Raw genomic sequence first — 25,894 nt, forward strand, 5'->3', positions numbered from 1 at the left:
AATCTTTAAACTTAAAAAATAATGACAAAAGGAATAAATCAGGATTTTGGAAAATTACTTATAAGAATTTCCGTAGGAGGATTAATGATTTTTCACGGAATTTATAAACTAATTCATGGGCATGATTTTATTAAAATTATGTTAGAAAAAAAAGGACTTCCTTCCATCTTATGGCTCGGAGTTCCAATAGGAGAAATTATAGCTCCCATTTTTATTATATTGGGAATATTTACTCGTATATCTTCCTTATTAGTTGCCTTTACCATGTTTATGACAATTTATTTAGTTCATGAAATGAATATATTTAACATTTCTGAAAATGGAGGATTAGCAGGAGAACTCAATATATTCTACCTTCTTGCTTCTTTATCCATATTTTTCTTAGGATCCGGGAAATATAGCTTATATAAAGGGAATAAAGTAATATTAATGTAATATAATACTGTATAAATATAGGAAATTGGCCAAATAATCATTAAAAGATTTAAACAAAAGAAATATTTATTCCTCATAAAATATTTAAATTATGAATGTAAAAAATAAAAACTTGTTTTTTATTATCCATAATGAAGTGTTATCCTTTTTATTTTTATGATATATAAAATCATTACTAAAGGTCATGAATTACACGTTTAGTGTCACATTTAATTATATAAATCCCTATAAATAATAATTCTTAAAGAATTTACTACCCTAAAAAACCTTAAAAATTATATATATAAAAAAATGTATTTTTGCATTATTGTACACTCAATATGAAGAATATCCGAAATTTTTGCATTATTGCACATATAGATCATGGAAAAAGCACATTAGCAGATCGTCTCTTACAACAAACTAAAACTATTTCAGACAGAGAACTTCTAGAACAAACGCTGGATGATATGGATTTAGAACGTGAGCGAGGAATTACAATTAAAAGTCATGCCATACAAATGGAATATGAGCATAAAGGTGAAAAATATATTCTGAATTTGATTGATACTCCTGGGCATGTAGATTTCTCATATGAAGTTTCGCGCTCTATCGCTGCGTGTGAAGGTGCTTTATTAATTGTAGATGCCGCGCAAAGCATTCAGGCTCAAACCATTTCTAATCTATATTTAGCTTTAGAACATGATTTGGAAATTATACCGGTATTAAATAAAATAGATTTACCTTCTGCTAATCCTGAAGAGGTTACTGATGAAATCGTTAATCTTTTAGGGTGTAAACCAGAAGAGGTTCTCCGTGCAAGCGGAAAGACTGGTGAAGGAGTATCTGAATTGCTTGAGCAAATTGTAGAAAGAATTCCTTCTCCCTCAGGCAATCCTGAAGCTCCATTACAAGCCTTGATTTTTGATTCTGTATTCAATCCCTTTAGGGGAATTGAAGCCTACTTTAAAATTATAAACGGAAACATAAAAAAAGGCCAAAAAGTAAAATTTATGGCAACAGGAAAACACTATGATGCTGATGAAATAGGCACACTCAAATTAAACCAAATTCCTAAAAAAATCATTCAATGCGGAGATGTCGGATATATAGTGAGTGGAATTAAAGAAGCCCGCGAAGTTAAAGTGGGAGATACTATTACATCTGTAGAAAATCCAGCCTCTGAAGCAATTTCAGGATTTGAAGAAGTAAAACCCATGGTTTTTGCAGGTATTTATCCCGTAGACACTGAAGAATACGAATTATTAAGAAGTGCTTTAGAAAAATTACAGCTCAATGATGCTTCTCTTGTTTTTGAACCAGAATCCTCTGCGGCTTTAGGTTTTGGTTTTCGATGTGGTTTTTTAGGAATGTTACATATGGAAATCATTCAGGAACGTTTAGAAAGAGAATTTAAAATGACAGTAATTACCACTGTACCTAATGTATCTTATAATGCTTACTTAAATAAAGCTCCAGAAAAAGCAATTGCTGTACATAACCCTTCAGAATTACCAGAACCCACTTTGCTCAACCGTGTAGAAGAGCCGTATATTAAAGCATCTATCATTACTAAAGCAGATTTTATAGGTGCTGTTATGACCCTTTGTATTGAAAAAAGAGGAGAACTCACCAATCAGTCCTATCTAACAACCGACAGGGTAGAATTGTGGTTTGAAATGCCTTTAGCAGAGGTTGTTTTTGATTTTTATGATCGATTAAAAACAATATCAAAAGGATATGCTTCTTTTGATTATGCCCCTTCGAAAATGCAAGCTTCTAAATTAGTAAAAGTAGATATACTAATTAATGGAGAGCCTGTAGATGCTTTATCTGCACTTATCCATCAAGACAACGCTTATTCCATCGGGAAAAAAATGTGTGAAAAGTTAAAAGAACTTATTCCCAGACAACAGTTTGATATTCCAATTCAGGCTGCAATAGGAGCAAAAATAATAGCTCGTGAAACTATTAAAGCATTAAGAAAAGATGTTACAGCTAAATGTTATGGTGGAGATATTTCACGAAAAAGAAAATTGTTGGAAAAACAAAAAGAAGGGAAAAAACGTATGCGTCAAATAGGGCGGGTAGAAGTTCCTCAATCTGCTTTTTTGGCTGTATTAAAATTAAATTAGAGTAAAAAAATAAGCTTTTTAAGGCTATTTAAAAGCTATTCTAATAATCTTACTATATATTGTCTATCCACATATTTTGGAAGTAATTGTTAATTTCCATGCAATTACTTTCGTTTCCTTATTTAAGTCTTTTAAAAAAAATTAATCTATCATAATATTTGATAAAAAATTAAAAGTTAATATGGATTAATTTGCTGATTATTTTTTTATTAAATATTATGATATAAAAAAACATATATTAAAAAAAAGTTTTAAATTAGGCTTTCTAAGATTTTTATTATGATGTTTGACAAGATATTAGAAAAAGTAAACGAAACCGTTTCTTTAAACAAAGAGGAAAAAGATTATTTGAAGTCAATATTAAAATTCAAAAAAGTAAATAAAAAAGAATATGTATTAAAACAAGATGTAATTGAAAATAATTATTATTTTATAATTTCCGGATGTTTACGAAGTTATATTATCGACAAGAAAGGTATAGAACATGTAATACAATTTTCATCTAAAGGTTGGTGGATAACAGACAATGAAAGTTTATTATATAATAAACCGACAAAATTTAATATTTCAGCAGCAATGGATTCAGAAATATTAATTTTGACAAAAGAAGCAAAAGAGGAATCTATAAAAAAATACTCTAAATTGGAAAAATATTATAATGAAGGATTAGAAAAATCTATAATTTTTTTACGTAACCGTTTAAATGAAATTTTAAGTTTATCTGCAGAAGAAAGATATTTAGATTTTTGTGAAAAATTTCCCGACCTTAAGGATCGAATTTCGCAAAAATATATTGCTTCATATATTGGAGTAACTCCGGAATTTTTTAGTTTTATGAAAAAAAAATTAAAAACAGAAAATCAAAATAAAATTTAACTATTAATTAAATTTATGAATCTAATATACCATATAATTCAAATATTAGAAAATGAACATGTAATTACACTTCCTTCATTAGGTAAATTTCAACTCACATTTAATTCTGTAACAATAGATGGTACTACAAAAAAAATATTCCCTCCCTATTATTCAATTGTCTTTTCTCAACAATATGATATTAAAAATGAAACTATTTTCAAAAAAATCTCTAGCTTAGAATCTATTGAAGAAAACCAAGTGCGGGAAGAATATGGTTTGATTTTATCCCAATGGAAAGATATTTTAAAAGATAAAAAACAATTATTTTTAGAATGTTTTGGAGTTTTTACTTCTGATAAGGAAAAAATATCTTTTAAAATGTTCGAAAATTGTATTGTTAATTTTAAAAATTTTGGGTTACCTGTCATTTAAGAATTTATTATTTATTTTCTCTTTTATGAAATCTAAATCTCCTTCTGATTCGCGAACTATTATGACAACAATAGTGCTTACTAATGAAACTAATACTTGTAATAATATGTTTGGTGGAGATTTATTAGCCCTTATGGATAGAGCATGTGCTATTGCAGCTCAAAGGCATGCTGAAGCTAGAGTAGTAACAGCTTCCGTAAATCATGTTTCTTTTTCCTTGCCCATACCTTTAGGTAGCACTGTAGAAGTAATAGCAAAAGTTTCACGTGCTTTTGGCAGCTCTATGGAGATTTTTGCAGATATATGGGTTGAAAACCCTTTAAATCAAACTAAAATAAAATCTAACGAGGGTATTTATACTTTTGTGGCTTTAGATGAAAATATGAAACCACAAAAAGTTCCTGAATTGATACCGGAAACAGAGGAAGAAATTTTTAGATATAAAGGAGCAAAACAAAGGAGAGAACTTTCTTTGCTATTGTCAGGAAGACTTAAACCTTCAGAGGCTTATGAACTTAAAAAGCTTTTAAAAAAGTTTTAATCATAAATTTAATTATCATTGTATGTTAACAATTTTAAGCTTTCTCCATCAAAAACCGCATAAGTAAAATAAGAAATCCAATCTCCAAGGTTAACATAATGGCTTTGTTTTTGTTCTCCTATTGGTAAATCCATAGGCAGATGACGATGACCATAAATAAAATAATCAATCTTTTTGTCTTTTAATTTCTCTTTAGAAAATACAATTAGCCATTCGTTATCTTCCCCTAAAAATTTAATATCTTCTTCTCCACTAATTAATTTATTTTTCCTGGAAAAATAATTCCCTAAAGTTACTCCTATATCAGGATGGAGCCATTGAAATAACCATCTTGCCAATGGGTTAGTAAATATTTTTTTCATTGTTTTATAGCTTTTATCTCCGGGACCTAGTCCATCTCCGTGTGCTATAAAAAATTTTTTATGATTGATATCAAATTCCTGTTCGTTTGTATAAAGTATAATACTCAATTCTTTTTGCAAATAATCTCTCATCCATAAATCATGATTCCCTGTAAAAAAATATAGAACTATTCCCATATCTGAGAGTTCTGCTAATTTACCTAAAATTCTAACAAATCCTTTAGGTACAACCGTTTTGTATTCATGCCAAAAATCAAATAAGTCTCCTAATAAAAATAAGACCTGACAATCTCCTTTTATACAATCTAAAAAGTTAATAAACTTTTTTTCCCTAATTTTTGAATCTTTTTCATTAGGAGCTCCAAAATGTTGGTCAGAGGCAAAGTAAACTTTTTTTCCTTTTACTAAATTTATTTCATTTGATCTTCCAGTCTCCATTCTCCATAAGAAGTTTCTGTTTCATATAATTTTAACTTGACTAACAATATATTTTGGGGAAGCTTTGCTTGTATTTTTTTTGCAAAATCTATCAACATATTCTCACAAGTAGGCTGATAATCGGTAAAAATTACTTTGTGTCCTTCAGCAATTAATCTTTCTCCTAAATCCTTGTGTTTCGATTGGGCATTTAACACTACTCCATGATCTAAAGGACCTATTATTAAAGAATTAACTATTAATTTCAGATCACTGAAATCCATCACCATCCCGTTTTTTTTGTCATCTAGATCATCTACAGGAATCCCTTTTATTGTCACATACAATTTATAAGAATGTCCATGAATATTTTTACATTTACCATCATACCCCCATAAAGCATGAGCAGTTTCAAAAGTAAATATTTTTGTTAGTCGAATCACTACTCAATAATTTCACTATATTTAAGCAAAGGTAAATCAAAAAAATTATGTGGCAAGAAGTTCTTAATATGTTATTCCCTAAAAAATGTATTAACTGTGAAATTATTATTCCCTCATCACAATTGTATTTATGTGAAGTTTGTAAAACAAAACTCCCTTTTACAGGGATAATTTTAAATAATGAAAACTATCTATATGAAAAATTAAATTTAATAACAAAAATTGAATCTGCCTCTGCTTTATTAAATTTTACTAAAAATAATATTACACAGAAACTAATTCATCACCTTAAGTATAAAAACATGCCTGAACTTGGTGAATGGTTAGCTGAAATATGGTTTCAAAATAATAAAGATAATCCTTTCTTAAAAAAAATAGAAACCGTAATTCCTGTTCCTATACATCCTAAAAGATTAAAAAATCGAAATTATAACCAATTAACTTTATGTGGAAAAAGATTAGCTGATTTGTTAAATTGTGAATATGATGAATATACTCTTAAACGCATTTACCATTTAAAATCTCAAACTCAATCTGGTAAATATGAACGTTTGGAAAGAATGAAAAATACGTTTCAAAGAACAAATTCTAAAAAATCGCATTTTTTATTAGTGGATGATGTTTTTACAACCGGTTCAACGTTAATATATTGCACAGAAGAACTTTTAAAAATTAAAACTTCACAAGTAAGTATTTTTACTTTAGCTGTAGCTAACTAATTATTGAAGTTTGATGAATTAATTTTTTAATATTATTTTTCTAATAACTACCATATTATCAAATAATATTATTTTTTACCTTCACATTATTTATCATTTAAATCTTATCTTTATGCTTTTTATAAATTTTAAAAATTAAAGCATATTTTTTTTAGTAATTAAATGAGATTTCTATTAAAATCCCCTAATTTTTAAAAAAAATATTTTTCTATTTTATAACATTTTTTCTTACATTTGCAATATATTTCGTTAGTAGTATATGAAAAAAACTCTATCTTCTATACTTATATTATTTTGTTTAAACCTTATTGTAGCTAATAGTGAGCTTCCTAATAATAAGGGTATAGACTGGTTGGATCAAAAAACTATAACAAAATCAAAATTATATCCAAATCCTGCGAAAGATTTTGTATATATAAAAAATTACTCTTCAAGTAAATTAAAAAATATTTCTATTTTGTCTATGGTAGGAAGTTCTGTTCTTTCTAAAGAAATAACAGATAACAACAACAATCCGGAAATAAATGTCAGTAAACTACCTACTGGAAAATATTTTGTTAAAGTTTCTTATTTAGATGGATATATGGAAATTTTAACTTTAATAAAAATCTAATTCTCCCTTACCCCGTTTATTTATTTGGCATATTAATTGACTTTCTACTACCACAAATAATTAGACAATATACATTAATACACACATAATCAGCTATATAATAAATTTATTAATAGGTAAATTTTATTATTGTACTTATTAATCTATTAATTTTTGTCATATTAATTAAAAGAAAAGAAATGAAATTTGACACTTTGTCATTAGATCAGGTTATTCAAAACGATAGTGAATTTATTCCTTTAATGAGTCAAGACGAGGAAGATAAAATGATGAATGAATCATTTCCATCTGTACTTCCTTTACTTCCTGTAAGAAATGTTGTACTATTTCCAGGAGTTATTGTACCTGTTACTGCGGGAAGGGATAAATCTATAAAATTGTTACAAGAAGCGCAAAAGTCTGATAAAATTATAGCCGTAATTACCCAAAAAGACAATAAAACGGATGAGCCTAAATTTGAAGATCTTCATAGTGTAGGTACTATAGGTAAAATATTAAAATTACTTAAAATGCCAGACGGAAGTTCTATGGTTATTATACAGGGAATCCGAAAATTTGCTCTTAATAGTATTATAGAAGACACTCCTTACCTTAAAGCGGAAGTTACCCTACTGGACGATAAGAATAAAACAGCACCCAAAGATAAAGAACATTTTGATGCTCTTTTAGAAAGTCTTAGGGAAACAGCAATTAAAACCATTCATGAAAATCCAGCCATACCTTCTGAAGCTTCTTTTGCATTAAAGAATATTGAAGGCAATACTTTGTTGGTTAATTTTGTAGCCTCTAATCTGGATATTCCTCTCAATGAAAAACAACATTTATTAGAAATTCAAAATTTAATTGAAAGAGCTTCCCAGACTTTAAAACATTTAAATTTAGAACTTCAAAAAATTACTCTTAAAAATTCTATTCAAGATAAAGTTAATACTGACCTTAATAAACAACAAAGAGAATATTTTTTACAACAGCAAATGAAAACCATACAAGAAGAACTTGGAGGGGTTTCTTATGAAGCTGAGTTGGAAGAAATGAGAGCAAAATGTGCTAAAAAAAAATGGTCAAAATCTGTAAAAGAACATTTCGAAAAAGAATTAAATCGATTAGCTAGAATGAATTCCCAAAGTCCGGATTATGGAGTACAAAGGAATTATTTAGAGTTAATGCTAGATCTTCCATGGGAAAAGTACAGTAAGGATAATTTCGATATTAATCATGCAGAAAAGATTTTAAATAAAGATCATTTTGGGTTAGAAGATGTAAAAGAACGTATTTTGGAGTATTTGGCTGTACTTAGACTTAAAGGAGATATGAAATCTCCTATAATTTGTCTTTATGGCCCTCCGGGCGTAGGAAAAACATCTTTAGGTAAATCTATAGCATCTGCGTTAGGTAGAAAATATATTAGGATGGCTTTAGGAGGTTTGCATGATGAATCAGAAATTCGGGGACACAGAAAAACATATATAGGTGCCATGCCTGGTAGAATTATACAATCTATTAAAAAAGCAGGAACTTCAAATCCCGTTATTGTTTTAGATGAGATTGATAAAGTTAGTAATAGCGGTCATGGAGATCCTTCTTCCGCATTGCTAGAAGTGCTTGACCCTGAACAAAATAGCGCTTTTCATGATAATTTTTTAGATGTAGACTATGATTTATCAAAAGTATTATTCATAGCTACTGCTAATAATTTATCTACAATTCAACCAGCATTATTAGATAGAATGGAAATTATAGATATTTCAGGCTACACAATCGAAGAAAAAGTAGAAATTGCCACAAAGTATCTTCTTCCTAAACAGATATTAGAACATGGTCTAAATAAAAAAGATGTTTCTATTGGCAAAAAAGAAATAGAATTTATAGTACAAGCCTACACTCGAGAATCCGGTGTAAGAAATTTAGAAAGAAAAATAGCTAAAATCATTCGTAATACTGCATTATCCATAAGTAGAGAACAAAAATATAACAAAAAAGTAAATCGGGCTAAAATTGAAGAAATATTAGGCCCCCCTATGATGCCTGAAGAATCTGAAAATAATAAAGTTCCTGGTGTAGTTACCGGTTTAGCTTGGACACAAGTAGGTGGTGATATATTATTTATTGAAAGCATTCTTTCTAAAGGATCCGGAAAATTATCTATGACAGGGAATTTAGGTAACGTGATGAAAGAATCTGCAACTATTGCATTGGAATATATTAAAGCTAATTACAAAAAATTTTCTATTGACCCAAAAATAATTGAAGAAAGCAATATACATATTCATGTTCCCGAAGGTGCTACTCCTAAAGATGGCCCTTCTGCAGGTATTGCGATGCTTACTTCTTTAGTTTCTTCTTTCACTGGAAAAAAAGTAAAATCCAAGTGGGCGATGACAGGTGAAATTACTCTACGTGGAAAAGTTCTTCCTGTAGGAGGGATTAAAGAAAAAATATTAGCAGCAAAAAGAGCCGGAATTACAGATGTTATTCTTTGTGAAGAAAATAAAAAAGATATTGAAAAAATAAAGCCCGATTATATAAAAGGACTAAACATACATTATGTAACTCAAATGTCTGAAGTAATAAATCTGGCAATATAATATGAAAAGGCATAATAGTAATTATGCCTTTTTTGTGTTTTTTTATTTCAAATATATGATTATGTTTATAGTTGATATATTTGTTGACATCCCATATTCTTTAATTTTCCATCAGTGTATATAATTTAATTATATTTTACCAGAATATGTACTTTAAAAATTCTGATAAAAAACAAACCTATCCTAATCCTATTTGGTTTTAATCACAAAAATTGAAATATAGTTAATATATAATTTTTTAATATAAACTTGGGAGCAGAATTATGAGATAAAGTGATTTTCTTTACTTTCTATCTATAAAAGATGCTTATTTTGGATACTTCTCTTTTATTTATGATATAATAGAAATCATTTTTATTTTATTTACCTTTGATCTATGAATGGTGCTAACATAAAACAATTTTATTTAAATTCAATAGATGAAGAAAAAGCTAAACTTATTCCTTTAAAAAAGCAAATTTTTATCATTGCAACTCTCCGTTTACTTACACTTACCTTAGGTATCGTAATATGTTATTTAACATGGAACAATACTTTATTAACAATTGCTATAGCCCTTTTTTTCTTTTTTATATTTATTTTACTTTTAAATTATTATGGAAAACTAATTTTAAAAAAAAAATATAGTTTAACATTAATTGAGATTTCAGAAGATGAATTAAAAGGACTAAATTATGATTTTTCAGCCTTTGATGGAGCCCCTGAAAAAATACAGGCTGAACATAGTTATAGTTTTGATTTAGATTTATTTGGAGATCGTTCTTTCTTCCAATCTATAAACCGTACGGTAACTTCTTCAGGTAAAGATTATTTAGCCCGATGTATTTTATTCCCGCAAAAAGATCGGGAGGTTATATTAGGTTATCAAAAGGCTATTCAGGAACTGGCAAAAAAATTAAAATATATTACACATTTTAGAATTATGGGAAAAATTACACAAAAAGAAATCCATAATTCATCCAAATTAACTGAAATATATTCTCATAAAAACTTATTATATAAAAATAAATTTTGGGCAATTCTTACCTATATAGTTCCATTAAGTTATATTGTATTATTAATATTATTTCTATCTGGACTTATCTCTGCCATTTATTTTATTCCTTTATGGCTGGTTACATTTACCATAAGCTCTTTCTCTATCAAACCTATAAATTCTATTCTGGATATTTTTGATAAGAAAACAGATATTCTTACCACTTATTCTCAACTTTTACAAATCATAGAAGATGAAAAATTCCATTCAACTTTACTTACAGCCAATCAAGATCTTACACATTCTCAAATAAAAGCATCTTTAGCTATTAAAAAATTAGAAAGGTATTGCTCTAATTTAAATATGGGTCTCTCTTATCCTGTAATATTATTTTTTAATCCGGTTTTGTTCTGGAATGTAAACTATGCTATAAAAGTGGAAAAATGGTTGGAAAAATATCAAAATGAAATACCTAAATGGATGGAATCTATCGCGCATATGGATGCTCTTTGTTCTCTTTCTATGTTTGCCTACAATCATCCCGAATATATTTATCCCACAATTATTACAGAACATTTTAGTTTTACAGGAAAAAATTTGGGTCACCCACTTATTCCGGAAAATACTTGTGTAAAAAACAATGTTTCTATTGATAAAGATTCTTATTTTCTAGTTATAACAGGAGCTAATATGGCTGGAAAAAGTACGTATCTGAGAACAATCGGTATCAATCATGTATTAGCCTGCATGGGTGCTCCGGTTTGTGCTTCCTCTTTAGAATTCTATCCCGGGAATCTGGTTACTAATTTACGAACTACAGATTCTTTGGCAGATAATGAGTCATATTTTTTCTCTGAATTAAAAAGATTAAAAATGATTATAGACCGATTGCAATCTGGAGAACGTTTATTCATTATCTTAGATGAAATTTTAAAAGGAACTAATTCGGAAGATAAACAAAAGGGATCTCTAGCTCTCATGAAACAGCTGATCTCTTTACAAGGAAATGGAATTATTGCTACTCATGATCTTGTATTGGGTTCTTTGGAGAATGAATATCCTGAAAATGTGAAAAATTATTGTTTTGAAGCAGATATAACTGAAAATCGATTAACTTTTACCTATAAAATCAGAGAAGGAATTGCACAAAATATGAATGCTACCTTTTTAATGAAACAAATGGGAATCACAGGACTATAAAATTTTAAATTATATAACAGTCTGATATATAATCATTATATTCATTACATATAAATGATTCCTATATCAAACAACTGATCTCCTTTTTTTACTGGCAGAGTGCCTATTTTATATAGTACAACTCCTGAAACAACCGCTTTTATTTCTTCTAGCTTATTTCCAAAAAAATCAGTAATATATCCTATTTTTTGTCCTTTTTTTACATGATCTCCTGCTTTTACATCTGAATAAAAAATTCCATCAGAATTACTAATTATATTTTCTTTTTCTTCTATAAGTATTGATGGAATATTAGACTTTACGCCTTGTTGCATTTGCAAATATATCATTAAATTGTTTAGAGCTTTGTTAAGATCATATACCTCTTTTCCCTCTTCCTGCCTCATACTGCCACATTCTATAAATACTGTTGGGATATGTTGATATTTACCTTTTCTTGAGGTATATTTAGAATCATTAACAAATTTTTCATTATTTCCCAAAGCTACTACATAATTAAATCCCATGTTTTGAGCCATTGCCTTAGTTATTTCTGATAATTGAACATCTGAATAATAATTATAAAACCCGGCATATGGTATTATATCATCATAAGCATCGCCTGTGCACATATGTACCAAATAATTACATCGATTTATAATTTTTTTTGTTATAAATTCTCTTATTTGTTCTGTTTCTTTTTCATTCTTGGAAGAACTTTTATTCAGATTTTTACTTTTCATCAGATCAACATAACTAACTCGGCTCATTAAAGAAGGAACATTCGGGATGTTAACTATAAGTAAGGTTCCTTTTATCTCATGAGGATTCGCTTTTTGTATTAATTTTTGTATGGCTATAATTTGAGAATAATCATACCCATGATTCCATGTAATAATACCTAAAACGGGACCTTTTTGTTTTCCATTTATTACTGTTACAGGAATTTCTGTCTTAACTTTATCTCCTATTGTTATTAGAGTATCAAAACGTGTATTTAAAGGAATTTTTTTGTTTTCAAAAAAAAACTCTTGTGCATTCATAAAAAACCCGATAGTAAATAGTATTATGGCTGATATTATGTATTTCATTTCAATCTGACATATTTATAAAAATAATTTTTTAAGAAAAATTTGCTAATATATGTGCATTTCAAAAAACCTACCAAAATTATTCCTTTGCTGTAAAGATTGTTTCTAGACTTTTAATCTTTGATCATTTTAAGAATTTTTTTTATTACTCATAATTAAGGTTTTATCTATTATTTTTAAGTTAAATTTGATTGTTCTTCTATATGAAGATAAGAAGAGATGCTTAACGCACCTCTTCTTTTTGTGTTCAAACATTAAAAATTCAAACTAAATATACAATTATCTCTTTTTAGCCATACATTTGATAATTATTTTATTCATCTTTTACTGAAGATATTTTCCTAAATCTATATTCTTTTATTAAATTTTCCCTATTAATTATAATTATACTTAAAGCATCTAAAACATCTGGTTTATTCCTATTAAAACGAGTTCTTACATTTTCAGGAGTGGTTTTAAGCATTTTAGATGCTAATATATAATCTCCAACCTGTAATTTTTTTTTAATTTGTTCGGTTGTCATAACAATATTATATTATTTTTAATATATTTGTTTAACATTCAACAAATATATAAACATTTTGTTTACTTGTGCAAATAATTTTACACGAAATGTTTATTTTTATACTATACATGGATAAAATCAGTATTTTAAATGATATTAAAAAACATTATGGATTTCGGAAAAACAAAGAATTTGCTAATTTCTTAGGAATTTCTCCGCAAACTTTATCTAATTGGAAGGCTAGGAATACGTATGATCCTGTACTGATATATAGTAAATGTAAAGATATTAATCCTGATTGGCTACTTACGGGAACTGGAAATATATGCAAGGTTTATCCTAAATATTTAGTTGATAATATAATTGCTTCTGAGCCTTCTACTTCTTATGCTTTGGATAAGACTGAAATTCCTATTTATAATTTGGATTCCGGTATCAGTCTTCATGATTTATGTAATAATAAAACCCAATGGACAAAGATTTTAAAATTTGTAAGAATTCCGGGTATTTCAGATTTTGATGCAGCTTGTTACGTTTTAGATAATTCAATGTTCCCGACTGTTAAAGCAGGTGATATTATTATTTTTAAAAATATTACCCTAAAAGAAACTCTTTCAGGTAAAATGTACTTAATTGAAACTGAAAAAATAATAAACAACAAAGTACACAAATTGTTTGAAATTAGAATTTTAGAAAAATTTATTCCAGAAAGACAAGTTTTTGTTTTTCAAACTAAAAATACTTTTAATAAAACAACTGAACTAAATTCTAATGAAATTATTTCTATTGCCCATATTCAGGCAAGTATATGTTTTAATTAAATCTATGTAATATTTTCAAATTCTGCTACTTATATATAACACACCATATTTCATCTCTAGTTTAAAACTGTTTTATTGTTGTAACAACAAAACAATTTTATTATATTTGTTTAAATAAATTTAATAACAGAATTTGCTTTTCAAGAACTTAATTCGTGTGTATTTATATGGATAAAAGGGAAATTTTCAATAAGCTCATGATTTATTTAGGTTTTAAAAAAGATGTTGAGTTAGCTCGCTTTTTAGGAATCTCATCTCAAACTCTTTCAAACTGGAAATCTCGAAATACTTATAAACCTCAATTGATACACAAAAAATGTCCTGAAATAAATATTGAATGGTTATTAACAGGGAATGGTCCCATGTTAAATTATAAAAATTCTTATTTTGATATAAAAAAACAAAAGGTTAACGAACCTATATATAATCGTGATTCTTCAAATGAAAATTTACATAACATTCCATTATATAATCTAGATACAGGACTTGGCCTTAAGGACGCTATATTCAATTCAAAAAATGTTATCACAAATTATATAAAAATTCCTAATCTTTCAAATTGCGATGGAGCTATTTATGTAAGAAATGATTCAATGTATCCTCTTTTTAAAAGTGGAGATATTATTGCTTTTAAAATTGTTTCTAAAGATAATATGTTTTGGGGAGAAATGTATCTAATAGAAATAGTTATTGATGAAAATAACAGTTTTCTCACCATTCGTTATTTGCAAAAATCAGAATTAGGAAAAGATTCTATTAAATTGACCTGTGAAAATCCTCAGTATGAGCCTCAGGATATACCACTGGAAAAGGTTAAGACTCTTGCTCTTATTCGTGCAAGTATTCGTCTGTATTAACCTATTCCCCTAACCAGCTTTTAAATACGGAAACCCTTTCCCTGCTCACAATAAATGATTCTTTTTTATCTTCTACATTTATTTGTAATCGAGAATTGGAATAAGGCAATATATCTTTAATATAAGAAATATGAATTATACACTGTCGGCTTATTCTAAAGAAATTTTTAGGATTCAATTCTTCTTCCAATTCGTCCAATGTAATATCTAAAGGGTAACCTCTGTCTGAAATTTGTAAATACGTTATTTTATTCTCACTAAAAAAACAAGATATATCTTTTGCATACACTGGTTTCAACAAATTTCCTGCTTTTATTAAAAAACGTTCTTTATATATAAAATTTTTAGCAAACATATTTTTTAATAATTCCGGATAGAAATCTTCTTTCTTATAATTAATCTGGGAAAACTTATGTATTGCAGCTCTTAATTCCTCTGTTTGTATAGGTTTTAACAAATAATCTATGCTATTTAGCTTAAAGGCTTTTAGAGTATATTGATCAAAGGCTGTAGTAAAAATAATAAAACTATCAAATAAATTTACAGATTCAAAAATCTCAAAAGACAAACCATCTCCCAATTGTATATCAGAAAATAATAAGGCTGGACAAGAATTAGACTTAAACCATTTTATGGAAGATTCTACAGAATATAAAATGGTTTCTACTTCAAGTCCCTGAGCGATAAGCATTCGTTCCAGTCTTCTTGCTGCTGGTTTTTCATCTTCTATAATAATTGTTTTCATTAAATTGTGGAAATTATTATAATATTTATGAATTAAATCTCTTTTTTTCTAATATTTCTTTAATTTTCCTTTCTTCCCAATCATATTTAGAATCTGGGAGACAAAACAGAGTTATGGCTTTTCCTAAAACTACTATTCCGCAAGGAACAATCACCCAGATAGCCCAAAAAAAATATAAATTAATTCCATTGGCCGTAAATATATGGTCCCAAGCTGTAATTAAATTTATAGATGTACAAATTAATATTGCCATAATATTGGACATCAACGTTTTATAGAATTTTTTAAGTTCTCCAACCCTCTTTTCTGCAACTTCCCTTTGTTTTACAGTATATTCCATTGTTACATAGTTTTTATTTATTATAGGCAGATATACTGTAAATTCCTTTTCCGTTTTTTCAATTTCCATAGACAACCCTAATTTCTGATATCTTGCCTGTATGTTAACCAAACCTTTTTTACTAGTAGATTGTATATTCTTTTTGGGAGAAAGATTATTTTTCACACTGAGTACATCCCCAATTTGTATAATTTCTATCTTCAAAGGATTACTTTCACTTAACCTATTATGTTTAAAAGCATTTTCTATTAAAAGTTGAATACTTAAGGGAAATACTTGACCTTCTTTATTTATATCATCAGAAACTGAAAACTCAACCATCCCCTCAAACCTTTTATTCATAAGATTTATATAACTTTTTACAAATTTCAATTCTTCATTGACAGTAACAAAGTCATTTGTTTGTTGTTCCAATACATAACGATATATACTAGATAATTCTTGGGTAAATTCATGTGCTGCGTATCTATTTTCATCAATTAAAGAATCTAATACATTTAAACTGTTAAAGAGAAAATGAGAACTTAACTGTTTTTGTAAACCTTCATATTGAGATGATATTTTTTGTATTACTAATTCTTGCTTTTGATTTTTATCATGATATATTTTCTCATAAAACCATGAAATATAATTAATTAATGTAATAATTACGGATATTAAAATCGGTATTAAATAATAAAAAACAAATCTGATACCATTCCAGGTTTCCTCAATTGTTTTCCCTTCAACACTTACAATTAAAAGATTAACTAAAAAAGTAGCAAGAAAAGATACTAAAACTGAAGATATAAGCCCAGTTATTAATCCTAATTTTTCTTGCCCTTCTTTTCTAAATATTTTCTTAATTATAGAGATAACTAGTGTTATCCCCAAATAATTTGCACACGCATAAGCCATTGTGAAAAATATAATAGTTAGAAGATCTTTAAATTCAATTTTTGCTTCTAATCGGTAATTGATGAATAAAATTAGTCCTGTAATTAATAAAATAACTAATATAAACTTGGGAATATTCTTCATTTTACTTATTTTTTTGATAATTTGTACTTTTTATAAAATATAGTAAAGGTAAATTTAAATTGTACTTTTTATGAATAAAATGTTATTCTATTATTTGTATTTATATACGACAGATCTATTTTAAACATTTATTTGCAACCCGCTCAAAAAGTAATCGCTCCCATTTTGGAGTAAGAGGAGTTTTGTGTTCAGATTTCATAAGATTTTCTATTCTGGGCAATTGCTCACATTCAGCAGAAACATCTTCTATAAAAAACATTTTTTTACCCATACTGAAATTAATCAATACCAATCTGGGGCGTGGGTTTTCAGGATTTTCCTTTATGGATTTTTCCAATATATTATAAACACTCCCTGTTAAAGAAACCCCTAAATTCATAGGATCTGTACTAATTTTCATCATCATAATATATCCCTGCAAAGCCCATAGTTCTGATTTATCTGCCCCTTCTATGGTCAATGCTTCTCTTATTCTATCTTCGGCATCATTCAAAACAGCAATTCCTAAATCCGGTTTTATAAAGAAACTACATAAATCAATATAAGCTTCATAATATAATGGCTGCCATTGATCAGGAAATAGTCTGTTCACCCTTACTAACTGGTTATTTAAATCCGTTATTTGTTCTAATGACGTTGCAGAATCTAAAGAAACTACTATTTTCTCCATTTCTTTCTGATACATTTCTTTCGTCTGTGCTGCTAAGATTACACTAAGACAAAGACTAACTATTACCACTATTTTTTTCATAATTCTGATTTTTTTATAATTTATCTAATTGATTTAATTTTTTGTTTTTACTTATAGTTATAAATACTCCGAGAAAAAACACCCGGTCTGCACTGGGTAGAATTTTTTGTTTAGTATACACTCCCTGATCATCAGACTGAGATGAATACTCATACCCCAAAACCTGTTTTATACCTAACAGGTTACTCAAATTGGCATATACCACTATATTTTCTTTAGGAAGATAAGCTATACCTAAACTGGTATTCCAATAGTCCCGGATTTTATTTTGATTAAATCCGGGACTATTGGGGTTGTTATAAGGTCGACCGGATGAATAATTAGTACTTATAGCCACCTGTGTTTTACAAGACTGAATCCAATATTTCCCTATAAAAGAAGCGGTATGTTTAGCTATAAAAGATGGTTGTGTTTTTATAGGATAATTGAGAAACTTACGTTCCGTGTCAATATAAGAATAGGAAATCCAATATTTAAAATTCGTAAATCCAGATTTCAAAAAAAGATCAATCCCTTTAGCATCCCCGAATCCGGAATTGGATATACTCTCATAAAATCTATTATTCAAAGAATTAACAGAGTAGGTTACTAAGTCGTGATATTTTTTATAATAGGTTTCTGCTTTAAAAAATAAGTTGTAAGCTGTATAAGTATAACTTAGTATATAATTATCTGCATAAGAAAAATCCAGATTTCTATTATATTTCAACATATCATTATCCGGAGATTGAAAATAAGTCCCTAAAAAAGCTGAAATCTGGTTCTTTTTATTAGGATTATAATTCAATGAAAAACGAGGAGACCAAGCACTTTCTTTTAATAAAGAAGAATTATCTATTCGCAAACCCATGTTTGTTCCTAATTTATGTGTGATCGCCCAATTAAATTCCGAGAAACCTGTACTAAGGACATGTGTAAAATAGGGATGGAATACTGATTTTTCGGTTTTATAATTCTGATTGTATGTTTTATAAAGTAATTCTCCTCCAACCTTAAATTCAAAACTCCCCCCCATCTTCTTTTTAATTAATATTTTAGAATGAGACAAATTTTCTTCCTGTTTCATAACATCCCAAGGTATTAAAGCTCCTTCAATTCGTTGAGCCGAATATCCAAAATTAACTCCAGCATATAACTTGTAACGATTTCCTAAATCATAATTTAATGTGATATATGTATAAATATCTTCTACAGAAAAATCCCTTCTTATTTTAGCATAATCTGGAGTTTTTTCATTTAAAGAAAAATTATAGTTTGCATAACTTCCAAAAAACTTCCAAACTCCATTCTTTATTAGCCTCTGATAATAAATCTCTGAACTAATTTGTTGATAGGGACGATTCCAGTCATTTCTATCAGGAAAGAGCGCATTATATAAGGTAAGGTTAGTATAGTTCCCTGTAATATGAAAAACATCTGACTCTCTCTTTTTTGTAAATCCACCCCATGCTCCTACTGTTGTGAAACTTATATCAGATTTATCTTCATATTGATTCTGTTTTTTAGAATCTAACATTAAAGCTCCCGACATAGCCTGTCCATACTCTGAAGAAAAACCTCCGGTACTTAAATTAATACCTTGAAAAAGATCCGGAGAAAACCTTCCTCTTACCGCATTATTTGGCCTTGTAGCTGTATAAGGAGAAAGAACTAATAAGCCATCAATGAATATCTTAGATTCTTCAGAGGTTCCTCCGCGTATATAAAGACGTCCGTCTCCCGGTACAAATTGCACCCCTGGAACATTTTCCATTGCCCGTATAATATCACCCAAAGCATTCGGATTGGTGTAAATATCTGAAGAAGAAAAAGCCGTAGCATTTGACAAATCTCCAGATTTAAATAAAGAACCCGTAACTATGACTTCTTCAATCTTCTTTTCTTTTCCTCCTTTTATTACAATTATTTTTATATATTCATTAATATTTTCAACTCTCACACTTTCCATCCCATTTCCCTTACTTTCAACTAATAAATAAAAAGGTATTTTTTCTTTTTCAACATTAAAAGAAAACTCTCCTTTATTAGATGTGGTAGCCCCTAACAAAGTATTTTTAATATATACATTTGCTCCGGAAACAGGGTTTCCTTTTCCATCTGTAACAATACCTGAAATAGTTTGTGCTGACATAAAATATCCTGTTAAAATTCCTATTATATAAAGTAAAATTTTCATGTATATTTAATTTCACTTCAAAAGTCTATGTTAATAATCACTTTATAAAAAATATCTTACTCAATTGTAATTTAAGCAGGATGAATTGAAATAATTTACAACCCTATATAAAAATTCATGTTTTTTAATTACTACATGTTACATAATATAAAAACCGAAGACCTATAATAATAAATTAAATAAATTGCATGAAAAGAATATTATTATTAATACTATTAATCAGTTACCCTCTTATAAAGGCTCAAGAAACTCCTTTATTAGACAGAAAATTATTTTTCGGAAACCCTGAGATTTCCAACGGACAACTTAGCCCGGATGGTAAATGGATATCTTTCACCAAAGAATATGAAGGAATTATGAACATCTGGATAAAGAAATTTGATGAACCTTTTGAAAAAGCCAGACCGTTAACCGACAGCAAACGTCCTTTGTATGGATATTTTTGGACTTATGACTCAAAATATATTCTATATGTAAAAGATAAAGACGGTGATGAAAACATTAATGTTTTTGCTGTAGCTCCAACAGCAACAACCACCCAAGCAAAAGTCCCCGAATCCAAAAATCTTACCCCACAAAATGAAGTCAATGCCAAAATATTTATGGCAAGCAAAAAAAATCCTGATTTATTAATGATTGGATTAAACGACAGAGATAAAGCATGGCACGATTTATATAGTTTAAAAATATCTTCCGGTGAATTAAAAAAAATATACGAAAACAATGATCGAATTACCAATTATGATTTTGACTGGGATGAAAAACTACGATTACTCTATCGTACAGATGAAAATGGGTCCACCACTATTTTACGAAAAGATGAAAATAATAAATTAACCCCTATTTATGAAACCTTAGTAACGGAAAAGGCTTATGCTGCCGGATGGAATGAAAACAATTCACAGTTTTACCTAATCTCCAATAAAGGAGATTTAGATTTGATGACCTTATTTTTAATGGACCCACAAACTAAGAAAACCACCAAAATTGAAAGCGATCCAAAAGGAAAAGTAGATATTGACGGCATCCGTTTAGATAGAAACACTCATAAACTAATCTCAACATCTTATATTTTAGATAAAACAGAATATTACTGGAAAGATAAAGTCTGGGAACAAAACTATAAATTTCTGGTAAGTAAATTCCCCGGAAGGGAAATTGATTTTCAGAGCAGCACATCAGATTATTCTCAATTTTTAATAGCTGTGGGTGGTGATAAATATGCTGCCGAATCTTACTTTTATGATACTAAAACTAAAAATTTAATTTTACAGTATACCCCAAGGCCGGAGCTAAAAAAAGTTGAACAACATCTGGCAGAAATGAAACCCGTTATTTATAAAAGTAGTGACGGATTGGAAATTCCTGCATATCTTACTGTCCCTACTGGCAAAGTAGCAAAGAATCTTCCGGTCGTTATTTTTGTACATGGAGGACCTAAAGGACCTCGTGTTCATTGGGGATATAATTCAAGTGTACAATTTTTAGCCAACAGAGGATATGCTGTTTTACAACCTAATTTCAGAGCCAGCGGAGGATATGGAAAAAAATTCATGAACGCTGGAGATCTTCAATGGGGAAAACTCATGCAAGACGACATAACCTGGGGAGTAAGATATCTTATAGAACAGGGAATAGCAGATAAAAATAAAATTGCAATTATGGGAGGAAGTTATGGTGGTTACGCTACTCTAGCCGGATTAGCCTTCACCCCAGACGTTTATGCTTGTGGAGTAGATATTGTAGGACCAAGCAATATCTTTACTTTATTAGAATCTGTTCCCGCCTATTGGGAAGCTGCCAGAGCTTTTTTATATGGAATGACTGGAGATCCCAACACGAAAGAAGGAAAAAAACGAATAAAAGAAGCCAGTCCTTTATTTAGTGTAGACAAAATAAAAAAACCTTTACTTATAATTCAGGGAGCAAATGACCCGAGAGTAAAAAAAGCAGAATCTAACCAGATTGTAATAGCTCTTAGAGATAAAGGTAAAAAAGTAAATTATCTACTTGCAGATGATGAAGGACATGGATTTGCAAAACCAGTCAACCAAATGGCTATGTATGCAGAAACCGAAAAATTCCTAGCTGAAATATTAGGAGGAAAATACCAGATAGATATGCCTGAAGATGTTGCAAAAAGGTTAAACGAATTAAAAGTCGATATTTCTAAAGTAACGTATGAAGCTCCCATAAAAACAACTTTATCATCTCAATTACCTGGGATAAACAATCCACTAAAAGACGATATAACTAATTATACAACTGTGATTGAAGTACAGGGACAAACCATTCCTATGGAGATGAAAAGAACAATTTCTCATTCAGAAAACGGATGGAGGATTAAAGAAGATTCGAAAGGTATGATGGGAGAATCTACTGATGAGACTCTATATACATCGAACTGGACCCCAATAAAAAGAACAATTACTCAAATGGGAATGAATATTCCTGTTCAATTTTCAAAAAATAAAGTATCTTTAGAAATACAGGGGAAAAGTATGGAAATCCCTATGAGTGGAGCTTATATTTCGGATGGTGCAGGATATGACCTGATTATTTCCGGTTTGCCTTTAGAAAAAGGATATACTCTAACTTTTCAAATACCAGATATACTAACCGAAAAAGCTAAGACAGTAATACTTACTGTAACAGCAACTGAAAAAATCAATAACACAAATTGTACAAAAGTAGAGATAATCAATGCAGAAAATGCTTCTGATAAAGCTACATTATGGATTAACCCAAAAACAAAATCTGCCGAGAAAATAGAACTTATAATTCCCGCAATGGGTAATGCTAAAATAACTACAACAAAAAAATAGCATATTCAAACTAATATTAAAATCCGGCTTATGTAATTAATTACATAAGCCGGATTTTAACTTTCCCTCCTATAACTCCTAACTTATCAATCAATGTAGTGACAAAAAGTCTATGTTTGACTATTTTTAAATCATATTTAAGACAATTTGTCAATTTCGGGTATTTTTATCACTTGTTTTTATTATCTAAACTTTTGATTTTTAAACATTTATTTATTTTCTATAACAACTTTGGTTTACATTTTGATAATACAAAAAGCAAGAGATTATAAAAAATTATGGATTTTAATAAATTAACCATCAAATCACAAGAAGCCTTACAGCAAGCACAAGTGACTGCTCAAGGATTAGAGAACCAGGCAATAGAGCCAGCTCACTTACTTAAATCTTTATTAGAAAGTGAAGCAAGCGTTATTACCTTTATATTAAAAAAACAAAATTCAAATTTAGCATACATTAACTCTGAACTACAAACTATACTTTCTTCTTTGCCGAAAGTATCAGGAGGGCAGTTATACCTTTCACAAAATGCAAACAAAGTTTTAAATGAGGCTCAATTGGAAGCAAATAAGATGAAAGATGAGTTTGTGAGTCTGGAACATATTTTTTTAGGAATTCTTTCTGTAAATGATAGCACCTCACAATTACTAAAAAATCAAGGAGTTACCAAAAACGGGGTAATGAAAGCTATCGAAGAAATAAGAAAAGGAGAAAGGGTAACTTCTCAATCGGCAGAAGACACTTACAACTCTTTAAATAAATATGCAAAAAACCTGAACGAACTAGCTCAAGAAGGAAAATTGGATCCGGTTATTGGTCGTGATGAAGAAATACGAAGGGTATTACAAATACTCTCGCGAAGAACCAAAAATAATCCTATACTAATTGGAGAACCCGGAGTAGGTAAAACAGCTATTGCAGAAGGTATTGCTCACAGAATTATTAATGGGGATGTTCCTGAAAACTTAAAAAATAAAACCATATTTTCTTTAGATATGGGAGCACTAATTGCAGGTGCTAAATATAAAGGAGAATTTGAAGAACGTTTAAAAGCTGTGGTAAAAGAAGTCACTGCTTCTAATGGAGAAATTATCTTATTTATTGATGAAATACACACATTAGTAGGTGCAGGTGGTGGCGACGGAGCTATGGATGCCGCGAACATACTAAAACCTGCATTAGCTCGAGGAGAACTTAGGTCTATAGGTGCTACTACATTAAATGAATATCAAAAGTATTTTGAAAAAGATAAAGCATTAGAAAGGCGTTTCCAAAAAGTAATGGTAGAAGAACCTGATGTAGAAGATGCTATTGCTATATTAAGAGGTATTAAAGAAAAATATGAAGCACATCACAAAGTTCGCATTAAAGATGAAGCAGTAATTGCAGCAGTAGAATTATCTAATCGTTATATTTCAGATCGTTTTTTACCAGATAAAGCCATAGATTTAATGGATGAAGCTTCTGCTAAACTTAGAATGGAAATGAACTCAAAACCTGAAGAACTGGATGCTTTGGATCGTAAAAAAATGCAATTGGAAATAGAATTAGAAGCTGTTAAAAGAGAAGCTGAAAGTCCTACTTCAAATGAATCTATCAAACAAGCCAATGAAAAACGTTTACAAAATGTAAAAGAAGAACTAGCTCAGCTCAATGAAAAAAGAGATGAATTAAGTGCATCTTGGAAAGCAGAAAAAGAAAGAGCAGAAAAGGTTCAGGAAATACGTAAAAATATTGAAGAATTCAAACTGGAAGCTGAAAGAGCTGAAAGGGCCGGAGATTATGGTAAGGTAGCGGAACTACGCTACGGAAAAATAAAAGAACAGGAAGAAATGTTAGCTAAAGCTGAAGCTGATTTATCTGAAGATCGTCCAAGATTAATTAAAGAAGATGTTGATTCGGAAGATATTGCTGATGTAGTTGCAAAATGGACGGGAATTCCTGTAACTAAACTCGTACAAAGTGAAAGAGAAAAGTTATTAAATTTGGAATCTGTTCTTCACAAAAGAGTTGTAGGACAGGAAGAAGCAATTGAAGCAGTAGCCGATGCAATTCGTAGAAATAGAGCCGGATTAAATGATGAAAGAAAACCTATTGGATCTTTCTTATTCTTAGGTACTACCGGAGTAGGTAAAACCGAATTAGCTAAAGCATTAGCAGAATTTTTATTTGATGATGAAAACTCTATGACCCGTATAGATATGAGTGAATATCAGGAAAAACACTCTGTAAGCAGATTGGTAGGGGCTCCTCCGGGCTATGTAGGATATGATGAAGGAGGACAGTTAACAGAAGCCGTACGTAGAAGACCATATTCTGTAATTTTATTGGATGAAATAGAGAAAGCACACCCTGATGTATTTAATATTCTTTTACAAGTTTTAGATGATGGTAGGTTAACCGATAATAAAGGACGTACCGTAAACTTTAAAAATACCATTATTGTAATGACCTCTAATATGGGCTCTAATCTCATTCAGGAAAATTTCGAAAAACTAAATGGAGATAATTATAAAGAGATTTTAGAATTGACCAAAGAACAGGTAATGGAATTGTTAAGAAAAACTTTGCGTCCTGAATTCTTAAACCGTATTGATGAAACCATCGTATTTAAACCTCTAAATAAGAGCGAAATAAGAAGTATTATTGACATACAATTGGACTCTCTTAACAAAATACTATCAAAAAAAGGCATTCATATGAGTATGTCCGATGAAGCTAAAGATTATGTTATGGGAAAAGGTTACGACCCTTCTTTTGGAGCAAGACCTTTAAAAAGATTGATTCAACACGAAATATTAAACCAATTATCTAAAGAAATATTAGGTGGAAAAGTTAATGAAAATGAGAATATTGTTGCTGATTATTTTCCTGAAACAGGTTTAGTTTTTAGAAAAGAAAATAAAGATGAAATAGAATCATAAGAATTAATTTATGCCTAACAAATCCGGTAAAAATTTTTACCGGATTTGTTAAATATTGTTTTTTATATAATTTATAAACTATTTATTAATATTTTGTAATCTTTCTTTATTACCTTATTTATTTGGTTTAAAATATTTTTAGTGAAAACACCCTCATATCTTAAT

General features: G+C 29.2%; 21 protein-coding genes. 13 read left to right on the top strand and 8 right to left on the bottom strand.

The genetic code is table 11. The annotated features are described in order from the left end of the window. Positions 1-21 precede the first annotated feature (21 nt). From C4S76_RS01170 to C4S76_RS01190, 5 genes are all read left to right on the top strand, one after another. Positions 22-435 carry a DoxX family protein gene (locus C4S76_RS01170; protein ID WP_245915766.1) on the top strand — a complete coding sequence of 138 codons (414 nt, stop codon included), beginning with the start codon at positions 22-24 and terminating at the stop codon, positions 433-435. 320 nt (positions 436-755) lie between these two features. Continuing rightward, positions 756-2,549, top strand: coding sequence for a translation elongation factor 4 (gene lepA, locus C4S76_RS01175; protein ID WP_105191867.1), 1,794 nt, complete (start codon positions 756-758; stop codon positions 2,547-2,549). Positions 2,550-2,828: 279 nt separating this feature from the next. Then, the gene (locus C4S76_RS01180) at positions 2,829-3,425 is read left to right on the top strand and encodes a Crp/Fnr family transcriptional regulator (RefSeq protein WP_105191869.1); all 597 of its coding nucleotides are present in this window, start codon (positions 2,829-2,831) and stop codon (positions 3,423-3,425) included. A gap of 15 nt (positions 3,426-3,440) precedes the next feature. After that, a complete protein-coding gene (locus tag C4S76_RS01185; RefSeq protein WP_105191871.1) occupies positions 3,441-3,839 on the top strand; it encodes a hypothetical protein in 399 nt (132 codons plus the stop codon). A 25-nt stretch (positions 3,840-3,864) separates the two neighbouring features. Further along, a complete protein-coding gene (locus tag C4S76_RS01190; protein WP_105191873.1) occupies positions 3,865-4,380 on the top strand; it encodes an acyl-CoA thioesterase in 516 nt (171 codons plus the stop codon). An 8-nt stretch (positions 4,381-4,388) separates the two neighbouring features. On the opposite strand, the gene C4S76_RS01195 is transcribed toward C4S76_RS01190, so the two are convergent. Both C4S76_RS01195 and C4S76_RS01200 read right to left on the bottom strand, forming a co-directional pair. Then, positions 4,389-5,180 carry a UDP-2,3-diacylglucosamine diphosphatase gene (locus tag C4S76_RS01195; RefSeq protein WP_105191875.1) on the bottom strand — a complete coding sequence of 264 codons (792 nt, stop codon included), beginning with the start codon at positions 5,178-5,180 and terminating at the stop codon, positions 4,389-4,391. Then, a complete protein-coding gene (locus tag C4S76_RS01200) occupies positions 5,153-5,602 on the bottom strand; it encodes a 6-pyruvoyl trahydropterin synthase family protein (protein ID WP_105191877.1) in 450 nt (149 codons plus the stop codon). Before C4S76_RS01200 ends, C4S76_RS01195 begins: the two co-directional genes overlap by 28 nt. Before the next feature lie 47 nt (positions 5,603-5,649). On the opposite strand from C4S76_RS01200, the gene C4S76_RS01205 reads away from it, so the two are divergent. The 4 genes from C4S76_RS01205 (at position 5,650) to C4S76_RS01220 (ending at position 11,695) form a co-directional block, all read left to right on the top strand. Further along, a complete protein-coding gene (locus C4S76_RS01205) occupies positions 5,650-6,321 on the top strand; it encodes a ComF family protein (RefSeq protein WP_105191879.1) in 672 nt (223 codons plus the stop codon). A 259-nt stretch (positions 6,322-6,580) separates the two neighbouring features. Next, on the top strand, positions 6,581-6,934 hold the full coding sequence (locus tag C4S76_RS01210; protein WP_105191881.1) for a T9SS type A sorting domain-containing protein: 354 nt from the start codon (positions 6,581-6,583) through the stop codon (positions 6,932-6,934). A 179-nt stretch (positions 6,935-7,113) separates the two neighbouring features. Next, complete coding sequence (lon, locus tag C4S76_RS01215) at positions 7,114-9,519, top strand: endopeptidase La (RefSeq protein ID WP_105191883.1); 2,406 nt, start codon at positions 7,114-7,116, stop codon at positions 9,517-9,519. Between the two features lie 376 nt (positions 9,520-9,895). Beyond that, entirely contained in the window at positions 9,896-11,695 is a 1,800-nt protein-coding gene (locus C4S76_RS01220; RefSeq protein WP_105191885.1) for a MutS-related protein, read from the top strand. 44 nt (positions 11,696-11,739) lie between these two features. Here the strand turns inward: C4S76_RS01220 and C4S76_RS01225 are convergent, their stop codons facing one another. Both C4S76_RS01225 and C4S76_RS01230 read right to left on the bottom strand, forming a co-directional pair. Beyond that, a complete protein-coding gene (locus C4S76_RS01225) occupies positions 11,740-12,765 on the bottom strand; it encodes a succinylglutamate desuccinylase/aspartoacylase family protein (protein WP_105191887.1) in 1,026 nt (341 codons plus the stop codon). A gap of 313 nt (positions 12,766-13,078) precedes the next feature. Continuing rightward, the gene (locus tag C4S76_RS01230; protein WP_105191889.1) at positions 13,079-13,288 is read right to left on the bottom strand and encodes a hypothetical protein; all 210 of its coding nucleotides are present in this window, start codon (positions 13,286-13,288) and stop codon (positions 13,079-13,081) included. 110 nt (positions 13,289-13,398) lie between these two features. Here C4S76_RS01230 and C4S76_RS01235 point away from each other — a divergent pair, with 110 nt between their 5' ends. Further along, positions 13,399-14,091: a helix-turn-helix domain-containing protein gene (locus tag C4S76_RS01235; RefSeq protein ID WP_181044015.1), complete on the top strand. Its 693-nt coding sequence runs from the start codon at positions 13,399-13,401 to the stop codon at positions 14,089-14,091. Between the two features lie 167 nt (positions 14,092-14,258). Continuing rightward, a complete protein-coding gene (locus tag C4S76_RS01240; RefSeq protein WP_105191893.1) occupies positions 14,259-14,948 on the top strand; it encodes a LexA family transcriptional regulator in 690 nt (229 codons plus the stop codon). A 1-nt stretch (position 14,949) separates the two neighbouring features. Here the strand turns inward: C4S76_RS01240 and C4S76_RS01245 are convergent, their stop codons facing one another. From C4S76_RS01245 to C4S76_RS01260, 4 genes are all read right to left on the bottom strand, one after another. Continuing rightward, entirely contained in the window at positions 14,950-15,693 is a 744-nt protein-coding gene (locus C4S76_RS01245; RefSeq protein WP_105191895.1) for a LytR/AlgR family response regulator transcription factor, read from the bottom strand. Between the two features lie 25 nt (positions 15,694-15,718). Then, complete coding sequence (locus C4S76_RS01250) at positions 15,719-17,053, bottom strand: histidine kinase (protein ID WP_105191897.1); 1,335 nt, start codon at positions 17,051-17,053, stop codon at positions 15,719-15,721. Between the two features lie 115 nt (positions 17,054-17,168). Beyond that, positions 17,169-17,804: a hypothetical protein gene (locus C4S76_RS01255; protein WP_146105655.1), complete on the bottom strand. Its 636-nt coding sequence runs from the start codon at positions 17,802-17,804 to the stop codon at positions 17,169-17,171. A 13-nt stretch (positions 17,805-17,817) separates the two neighbouring features. Continuing rightward, entirely contained in the window at positions 17,818-19,980 is a 2,163-nt protein-coding gene (locus C4S76_RS01260; protein WP_105191901.1) for a TonB-dependent receptor, read from the bottom strand. Positions 19,981-20,168: 188 nt separating this feature from the next. On the opposite strand from C4S76_RS01260, the gene C4S76_RS01265 reads away from it, so the two are divergent. Both C4S76_RS01265 and clpB read left to right on the top strand, forming a co-directional pair. Next, the gene (locus C4S76_RS01265; RefSeq protein WP_105191903.1) at positions 20,169-22,805 is read left to right on the top strand and encodes a S9 family peptidase; all 2,637 of its coding nucleotides are present in this window, start codon (positions 20,169-20,171) and stop codon (positions 22,803-22,805) included. 278 nt (positions 22,806-23,083) lie between these two features. Next, positions 23,084-25,729 (top strand): ATP-dependent chaperone ClpB, encoded by a 2,646-nt coding sequence (gene clpB / locus C4S76_RS01270; RefSeq protein ID WP_105191905.1) that lies wholly within the window; start codon positions 23,084-23,086, stop codon positions 25,727-25,729. Positions 25,730-25,894: the final 165 nt, after the last annotated feature.

The sequence above is a fragment of the Apibacter adventoris genome (assembly GCF_002964965.1).
GTDB classification, from domain to species: domain Bacteria; phylum Bacteroidota; class Bacteroidia; order Flavobacteriales; family Weeksellaceae; genus Apibacter; species Apibacter adventoris.

Excerpts from the sequence above, each read along its gene's own strand:
- C4S76_RS01240 (WP_105191893.1), top strand. The coding sequence starts at position 14,259 with ATGGATAAAAGGGAAATTTTCAATAAGCTCATGATTTATTTAGGTTTT.
- C4S76_RS01205 (WP_105191879.1), top strand. The coding sequence starts at position 5,650 with ATGTGGCAAGAAGTTCTTAATATGTTATTCCCTAAAAAATGTATTAAC.
- C4S76_RS01255 (WP_146105655.1), bottom strand. The coding sequence starts at position 17,804 with ATGAAAAAAATAGTGGTAATAGTTAGTCTTTGTCTTAGTGTAATCTTA.
- C4S76_RS01260 (WP_105191901.1), bottom strand. The coding sequence starts at position 19,980 with ATGAAAATTTTACTTTATATAATAGGAATTTTAACAGGATATTTTATG.
- C4S76_RS01210 (WP_105191881.1), top strand. The coding sequence starts at position 6,581 with ATGAAAAAAACTCTATCTTCTATACTTATATTATTTTGTTTAAACCTT.
- C4S76_RS01235 (WP_181044015.1), top strand. The coding sequence starts at position 13,399 with ATGGATAAAATCAGTATTTTAAATGATATTAAAAAACATTATGGATTT.
- C4S76_RS01245 (WP_105191895.1), bottom strand. The coding sequence starts at position 15,693 with ATGAAAACAATTATTATAGAAGATGAAAAACCAGCAGCAAGAAGACTG.
- C4S76_RS01190 (WP_105191873.1), top strand. The coding sequence starts at position 3,865 with ATGAAATCTAAATCTCCTTCTGATTCGCGAACTATTATGACAACAATA.
- lepA (WP_105191867.1), top strand. The coding sequence starts at position 756 with ATGAAGAATATCCGAAATTTTTGCATTATTGCACATATAGATCATGGA.
- C4S76_RS01170 (WP_245915766.1), top strand. The coding sequence starts at position 22 with ATGACAAAAGGAATAAATCAGGATTTTGGAAAATTACTTATAAGAATT.
- C4S76_RS01250 (WP_105191897.1), bottom strand. The coding sequence starts at position 17,053 with ATGAAGAATATTCCCAAGTTTATATTAGTTATTTTATTAATTACAGGA.
- lon (WP_105191883.1), top strand. The coding sequence starts at position 7,114 with ATGAAATTTGACACTTTGTCATTAGATCAGGTTATTCAAAACGATAGT.
- C4S76_RS01185 (WP_105191871.1), top strand. The coding sequence starts at position 3,441 with ATGAATCTAATATACCATATAATTCAAATATTAGAAAATGAACATGTA.
- C4S76_RS01230 (WP_105191889.1), bottom strand. The coding sequence starts at position 13,288 with ATGACAACCGAACAAATTAAAAAAAAATTACAGGTTGGAGATTATATA.
- C4S76_RS01195 (WP_105191875.1), bottom strand. The coding sequence starts at position 5,180 with ATGGAGACTGGAAGATCAAATGAAATAAATTTAGTAAAAGGAAAAAAA.
- C4S76_RS01225 (WP_105191887.1), bottom strand. The coding sequence starts at position 12,765 with ATGAAATACATAATATCAGCCATAATACTATTTACTATCGGGTTTTTT.
- C4S76_RS01220 (WP_105191885.1), top strand. The coding sequence starts at position 9,896 with ATGAATGGTGCTAACATAAAACAATTTTATTTAAATTCAATAGATGAA.
- C4S76_RS01265 (WP_105191903.1), top strand. The coding sequence starts at position 20,169 with ATGAAAAGAATATTATTATTAATACTATTAATCAGTTACCCTCTTATA.
- C4S76_RS01180 (WP_105191869.1), top strand. The coding sequence starts at position 2,829 with ATGATGTTTGACAAGATATTAGAAAAAGTAAACGAAACCGTTTCTTTA.
- clpB (WP_105191905.1), top strand. The coding sequence starts at position 23,084 with ATGGATTTTAATAAATTAACCATCAAATCACAAGAAGCCTTACAGCAA.